General features: G+C 51.6%; 8 protein-coding genes and 1 pseudogene. 4 read left to right on the top strand and 5 right to left on the bottom strand.

Annotation, left to right across the window (positions count from 1 at the left end; translation table 11 throughout):
• Nucleotides 1–43: 43 nt before the first annotated feature.
• Complete coding sequence (locus tag HMPREF9538_RS09595; RefSeq protein ID WP_009485574.1) at nt 44–604, bottom strand: fimbrial protein; 561 nt, start codon at nt 602–604, stop codon at nt 44–46.
• Nucleotides 605–1,075: 471 nt separating this feature from the next.
• Here HMPREF9538_RS09595 and HMPREF9538_RS09600 point away from each other — a divergent pair, with 471 nt between their 5' ends.
• Nucleotides 1,076–1,738 (top strand): LuxR C-terminal-related transcriptional regulator, encoded by a 663-nt coding sequence (locus HMPREF9538_RS09600; RefSeq protein WP_002892378.1) that lies wholly within the window; start codon nt 1,076–1,078, stop codon nt 1,736–1,738.
• Nucleotides 1,716–2,021, top strand: a complete 306-nt coding sequence (locus HMPREF9538_RS09605; RefSeq protein ID WP_004191501.1) for a hypothetical protein — start codon at nt 1,716–1,718, stop codon at nt 2,019–2,021. The genes HMPREF9538_RS09600 and HMPREF9538_RS09605 overlap by 23 nt, the downstream gene beginning before the upstream one ends.
• 52 nt (nt 2,022–2,073) lie before the next feature.
• Here the strand turns inward: HMPREF9538_RS09605 and HMPREF9538_RS09610 are convergent, their stop codons facing one another.
• Together HMPREF9538_RS09610 and HMPREF9538_RS31700 are read right to left on the bottom strand one after the other, a co-directional pair.
• A complete protein-coding gene (locus HMPREF9538_RS09610; protein ID WP_004147414.1) occupies nt 2,074–3,378 on the bottom strand; it encodes a citrate synthase in 1,305 nt (434 codons plus the stop codon).
• 45 nt (nt 3,379–3,423) lie between these two features.
• Nucleotides 3,424–3,564, bottom strand: a complete 141-nt coding sequence (locus HMPREF9538_RS31700) for a hypothetical protein (protein WP_020316410.1) — start codon at nt 3,562–3,564, stop codon at nt 3,424–3,426.
• Nucleotides 3,565–3,887: 323 nt separating this feature from the next.
• On the opposite strand from HMPREF9538_RS31700, the gene HMPREF9538_RS09615 reads away from it, so the two are divergent.
• Nucleotides 3,888–4,058: a hypothetical protein gene (locus HMPREF9538_RS09615; protein ID WP_002892370.1), complete on the top strand. Its 171-nt coding sequence runs from the start codon at nt 3,888–3,890 to the stop codon at nt 4,056–4,058.
• 78 nt (nt 4,059–4,136) lie between these two features.
• Here HMPREF9538_RS09615 and uraH read toward each other — a convergent pair whose 3' ends face one another.
• Nucleotides 4,137–4,538 (bottom strand): hydroxyisourate hydrolase, encoded by a 402-nt coding sequence (gene uraH, locus HMPREF9538_RS09620; protein WP_002892366.1) that lies wholly within the window; start codon nt 4,536–4,538, stop codon nt 4,137–4,139.
• Nucleotides 4,539–4,933: 395 nt separating this feature from the next.
• Nucleotides 4,934–5,227, bottom strand: coding sequence for a hypothetical protein (locus HMPREF9538_RS09625; protein ID WP_002892360.1), 294 nt, complete (start codon nt 5,225–5,227; stop codon nt 4,934–4,936).
• Between the two features lie 298 nt (nt 5,228–5,525).
• Between HMPREF9538_RS09625 and HMPREF9538_RS32950 the strand changes: the two are divergent.
• A pseudogene (locus tag HMPREF9538_RS32950) lies at nt 5,526–5,670 on the top strand (integrase); the annotation flags it as partial.
• Nucleotides 5,671–6,051: the final 381 nt, after the last annotated feature.

Below are 6,051 nucleotides of genomic sequence, written 5' to 3'. Positions count from 1 at the left end.
GGGGGGCGGGGCGCGGGGGGGGGGGGGGGGCGTTGGACAGGGGTTACGGATAGACCACCGTAAAGTTGACGTAGGCTGCGACTTTTCCAGCCTTGGCGGCATCAGTCGCATAGTAGCGGGCATAGAAAGGCAGCGAGGCGGAACCATCCTGCTCAGCCACCGCCACCGGGATCGCTTCCAGGCGAGCAACTTTGCCGTCTGCAGCGACCGCCGGGGTCTCCGCGAGGTTAATCGGCGTAAACCGGGTGTTCAGCAGCTCCACATCCACGTTTTCTGCTTCCGTGCCGTCAGACAGAGTGTTTTTTAGTCGACCCTCCGTGGAAACGTATTGATCTTTCTCGAAGTACACCGAGACATCAGCCCCTGGGGTGCAGCTCGTCAGATCGATGGTGAAGGGAACCACGCCCGCCGTCTCACCCGCGCTGCTGAGCGCTGAACGCTGGACCGTCGGTAGGGTTACCGTCTTGTCTTTATTCACTACCGTACAAGTATTTTCGATGACTTCACCATTAAAGGTGACTTTGCCATCAGCAGCCTGTGCCGCTACCGGAGAAAGCATCATCATCACCACGAAAGATGCCATTCCTCTGCTGTATTTTTTCATCTTCACTCCTCATCACCACGCTTATGGAGAATCGTTCAGGAAATACCCTGGCGTACTTTATACGTACAATTTATTAATGCTCAGTCCATTGGATTAACCTGTTATCTTTTAACCCCTTCCCTGCACTGACATCCTACTCACTTCATTATTTATTATTCAAATTCGCCACCAGGACCATTTCTACTTTTTATAGAAAAGTCTTAACACCACTTTGAAAAAGAAATAAAACTGACACACAATAAAAACACAACCCACTGTAAATAAAAGGTAATTTTTATTTTTTATTTTCTAAAAAACATTCGAGAAATGCGATCTAACTATCTCACCCTCATTATTAACCACCTCCTCCCACGTTCTCCCCCCCTGGATTGAAAGCGCAGGGAGTATGTTATTTATGGCGGGTATTCTCTACAGTAAATTGTCGAATCAGGCAGGACAGCATGCACAGCGTATTTATGCCAGGAGGTCATTATGTTGATCTGCATTGCGGATTCAGAATATTTTAATATTGCCCTGAAAGCGTATATTAATGAACCAAACAGCAAGCCTCTGGATATTAAAGAAATACTCTGTTACCCGTTTAGTGGACAGAGTGAGATGTTCTATACTTTTTTTGCGACCGATGCCGGAGCCCGGCTAAGCACCATCCTTATTGATTACAGCAGCGTCAGCATCGAAGTACTGCAGGTCGCGCTCAGTTTAAAATCGTTTAATCCCCTGATCCGGATCTTTATTTTTGCCAAATCAGGCTACCCGTTGAGCGAGCTCGAACGCAGCCTCGCCATTGTGCTCGGCGCAGAGTTCATCACCAGTTTTGCCGGGCTCAGCGCTGCCCTTGCCCGCGGTCCGCGCTTGACATCGCCCCCCGCCGACAAGCTCTATATCGCCATACCTGACAGCTATAACCTGACCCGTAAGGAAACTTTTTTAATCAGCCTGCTGATGGGGGGAATGCCGTTGTGTCACGTGGCCAGCACCATGCAGCTCACGATCAAACGGGTCTACTACTACCGTTCACGCGTCCTTAGCAAGCTGGCGGTGAAAAATAACGTGGAACTGATGAACAAAGTTCAGGGGATGGTGTTGCGCCACTACCGACAGGAGACAGGCCATGAAATCGTATCTCTACGCTAAAAATCGCCTCATGTTGATTATCCTGAGCTGGCTAAGCGCAGACGAGGCGTTGCCATCTCGTCATGATTTCCAGCAGACTGAAACCATCCTCAGCACCCTGCATATACCGTATGTGCTGAAGCCCGACCTTGATCAACTGAGAGCTACGCTACAGCCATTACTCGCCACGCCCAGGCCGCAGGCCTGTGAGGTAGGCGCTTTTCTCAGCGCCCTGTTGGCGCTGTATACCCGGTTAACCGAATATACCGCCGTCGAGCACTATCTGCTCTCCCGGCATCTCTGAGTAGTAACCCGCCTGGGCAGGAAGACGCCGCGCGCCTCCTGCCTGTAAGGCATTACCTTAGCTCAGCAGACCGCTCGCCGCGTCGGGAGACGTAATCCCGATAGCCCTCGCCAACGTAAATCTGCCGTGGCCGGTAGATGGTCAGCGGCGCCTGGTGCATCTCGTTCCAGTGCGCCACCCAACCGACCGTCCGACCGACCGCGGTGACCACCGCAAACATCGACGAAGGCAGATTCATCGCTTTAAGGATCACCGCGGTATAGAAATCCACGCTTGGCGACAGGCCATTGTCCACAAAATAGGGGTCGGTCAGCGCCACGTCCTCAAGGGCCATCGCCACCTGCAGCAAACGGTCGGACATGCCTACCTCCGCCAGCACCCGATGGCTGGTTTCACGCAGGATATCGGCGCGCGGGTCACGGTGACGGTAACGCGAGTTGCCAAAACCCAGCCGGCGAAATGCCTGCGGATCGCGCTTCGCCTGGCGCAGAAACGCCGGAACCTGATCGACGCTTTCAATCTCCTCCAGCATTCGCATGCTCGATTCATTTGCTCCGCCATGCATCGGCCCCCACAGCGACGCCAGCCCGGCGGCGACGCAGGCGAATAAGTTCGCCCCGGAGGAGCCCGCCGCGCGCACCGTAGTGGTCGAGGCGCACTGCCCGTGATCGGCATGCAGCACCAGGATCTGGTTCATCGCCTGCTCGATAACCGGATTGAGAACGTATTTTTCCGCCGGGATAGCAAACAACATCTGCAGGAAATTACCGGCATAGGAGAGATCGTTGCGCGGATACGCGGCGGGTTGTTCAATGGTGTACTTGTAGCTCATGGCGGCGATAGTGGGCATTTTCGACAGCAGCCGGGTGGCGGCCAGCGCCCGGTGCTGCGGATTTTCCACATCCAGTACATCATGATAGAACGCCGCCAGCGCCCCCACCAGGGCGCACATCAGCGCCATCGGGTGCGAATCGCGACGAAAGCCGCTGCACATGCGGGCTATCTGCTCGTGGACCAGAGTATGGCGGGTGATGGTCTCGCGAAAGGTTTGATAGCTGGCCTCATCCGGCGCGTCACCGTTCAGCATGATGTAGGCCACTTCGAGAAAATCGCACTGGCGAGCCAGCTGATCTACCGGATAGCCGCGGTGCAGCAGCACGCTGTTTTCCGTATCGATCCACGAGATCGCCGACTGGCATCCGGCGGTATTGGCGAAGCCGGGGTCATAGCTGCAGAATCCGGACTGATTTAGCCCGCGCATGTCGACTCCCACCGGCCCCCGCGTTCCCGGCACCTGCGGCAGGGCGATGGGCGGTTGTTGTCCGGCAAAAGAAAGCGTTAACGGTGTAGTGCTCATCCTGTTAGTCCCCCAGCAAGCTTATCAGCGACCCGAAGTCATTCTTCAGGCGGAAAGACCAACATAACCAATGTGATGCAGCTTATTCATTGATGTCATCACTATAACCCTGGCAAAGAGGATATTTTGCTGGCCTTCACGGGGAAACAGGCCGTCTTTCCCCAGCCCACCGCCGGATAGCGGCACAAATCGCCAAGGATAAAGGCGATCATCGCTGTCAAAATTTACGTTGAAAAAGAAAGGATGAAGAGGAGCTACCATGAATTTTGTGCTGTCGATGACCCTTATCTGCATCGCCATCGCCTGGCTGATGATGAGCCTCCTGCCGGTGTAGATGCACCGCTAACCGCCACGCCAGTGGTCTGGATAACCCCTCCTTCAATTGATTTCCGCCGTGGTCTTCGCCTCTGAGGTTTAATAAGAGCCATATAAGAAGTACTGGTTGCATATCAGGCTGTTGCGTTTTCCCGCCGAGGGGTAGGCTAAAGGCCCACTGTTAAGGAGGTGATATGTCTGGACTTATTAATCCACATGCGGCCCCGGAAGAAGCAGCCTATGCGCTGCTGATTGAGCTCGTTCGCGCCCAGCGCGTGCCGCAATATGAAGGCGAAATTTCCGGCCTGCTGGCGATGTACGACGAAGCCGTTAAACACTTTAAAGAGAAAGAGACCGAGCGTTAGGCGTGGACATCGTGGTGCGAGAAAAGCGTGACGCCTGCGGAAGCCGCGCAGGCGTTGGCTGGATAGCGGCTTGGGTCATCAGCTGCCGCGGTAGGTAGAGTATCCGTACTGACTGAGCAGCAGCGGGATATGCAGTTTTTGATTTTGCTTTGTAACATTGAAAATAACCGGAATCACCGGGAAGAACGTATTCATATTTTGGCTTTTAAAATAGTCACCAGTTTTAAACGTCACTTTATACACCCCCGGCTCCATATTCTCCGCCTGCGGATAGAGCGATTTAATCCGCCCATCGGCATCCGTTTTACCGGTGGCGATATGCTGCCAGCTCTCCCCCTGCTGTTTATCCAGCTCAATCTGCACCCCCGGTGAAGGGAGCCCGGTTTGCTGATTAAGAATGTGTACGCTGAGCGTCCCCTCTGGCGCCGCCAGCGCGCTGAAGCTGAGTAGAGAAATTACGGAGGCGATAACTAATTTCATAATCGTAACCTTATTGGGCAAGTGAAAGTGCCCTAACTATAGTCAGCGCGGCGGGGAAAAAAATTAAACTTTTTGTTATCAGTTTGAGTTGATGGGTACTGTCTCCACACACAACACGCTGAACCGGTTTCCTCGTAAGAAGAGGAAGTGTCTTATGAGTAGGTAGCCCCGTGCTCTTAGTAACAGGATACGGTGACACTAAGTCTATCAGGCAGGGGAAATAGATTTGCTGGGTTCAAATATCACAAGGTAAAAAGATATACGCCGTGGCCTCTGCCGCCTCTACCAGAACAGTGCTTACTGCAAATAGGCTGCAGTATTCGAAATAATCATTTAATATTATTTAAACTACTATTCCAGTGTAAGTAATCACCTGGTTCAGATATTGATCGTTATCATTGATTCTCTTGTCGCCACGCCTTAACCATCTCCTTTGTTACCTCTTTCTTGTAGCAAATAGGTGAGTACCCACCAGCTTTGCTCCAGGCACTGCGGCCACCGCACGAGCTGCCGTTCCGGGCGGTATTGAAGGGACAGGCACAAGTACCGGGGTAGGATGCGACAGAGTCATCAATAATCCTTTGACTGACCTGATCATCGCTTAAGGAATTCGATTTGGCGATGGAAATATCTGATGCAAAGACGCACACAACAGCGAATACGGAGATGGCGACGAATTTGATGTTCATTCGGATCTTTCCAGGCAGTGGATGAACATCGAGGGTATGCTTTCAAATAGTGTTCAATATTGATCTATAACAACTGTACTTCACGCCAGCTTAAAATGCGATATTTAACCCAGTCAGACAGAACCTAAAGCTATAATGACTATTAGCCTGTTACCGGCAACATATTTTCACATTCCTGCAGAGCGCTTATTCTGCACTCAGCTATAACCAGCATTAACCATTCTGTTCGATATTACAGAGCAGTAATGCTGTACTCTGACTGGCCATCGTCCGACAGATACTACAAGACATTAGAATCATCGAAATGGTCCGTCGATATGCTCACCTGGCACCTAACCATTTAACTGAGCACGCACGTCAAATTGACTCAATTTTTGCAAATTTTTGCAGAAGATGTCCCAAATATGTCCCACAAGGAAAAATCAGCGACTGGAGGAAGTTGATAAGTGATTGATTATTAAATGGCACGCCCTACAGGATTCGAACCTGTGACCTACGGCTTAGAAGAAAGTAGAGCGTTAAATAACACACTGTAATCACACATGTTTTCCGCGTTCGCATCCGGTTTTGTGTCGTTTCGTGTCGTTTGAATACATCCCTGTATTTATCGTGCATTCCTGTCACGCCACAATTACGACACACCAGCCACACGAATTATTCCAGGATCAGGATGCCATCCGCGCCATCTCCTGAGATGCCAAAATCTGCGAGCAGCTATCCAGATCGCAAACTCACCGGTTTACCTCATCAAAATAACAGCGCATCATTAGCAAGCTAGTTAATCATGTAATTTTCGGTGCGCACCACTCTTTCATGGTTAAACA

Source organism: Klebsiella sp. MS 92-3, assembly GCF_000195655.1.
GTDB lineage: Bacteria > Pseudomonadota > Gammaproteobacteria > Enterobacterales > Enterobacteriaceae > Klebsiella > Klebsiella pneumoniae.
This window is presented reverse-complemented; position numbering and strand designations above follow the sequence as displayed.

Coding starts and splice junctions, on each gene's coding strand:
- uraH (WP_002892366.1), bottom strand. CDS start 4,538: ATGAAATTAGTTATCGCCTCCGTAATTTCTCTACTCAGCTTCAGCGCG.
- HMPREF9538_RS09605 (WP_004191501.1), top strand. CDS start 1,716: ATGAAATCGTATCTCTACGCTAAAAATCGCCTCATGTTGATTATCCTG.
- HMPREF9538_RS09595 (WP_009485574.1), bottom strand. CDS start 604: ATGAAAAAATACAGCAGAGGAATGGCATCTTTCGTGGTGATGATGATG.
- HMPREF9538_RS09600 (WP_002892378.1), top strand. CDS start 1,076: ATGTTGATCTGCATTGCGGATTCAGAATATTTTAATATTGCCCTGAAA.
- HMPREF9538_RS09610 (WP_004147414.1), bottom strand. CDS start 3,378: ATGAGCACTACACCGTTAACGCTTTCTTTTGCCGGACAACAACCGCCC.
- HMPREF9538_RS09615 (WP_002892370.1), top strand. CDS start 3,888: ATGTCTGGACTTATTAATCCACATGCGGCCCCGGAAGAAGCAGCCTAT.
- HMPREF9538_RS09625 (WP_002892360.1), bottom strand. CDS start 5,227: ATGAACATCAAATTCGTCGCCATCTCCGTATTCGCTGTTGTGTGCGTC.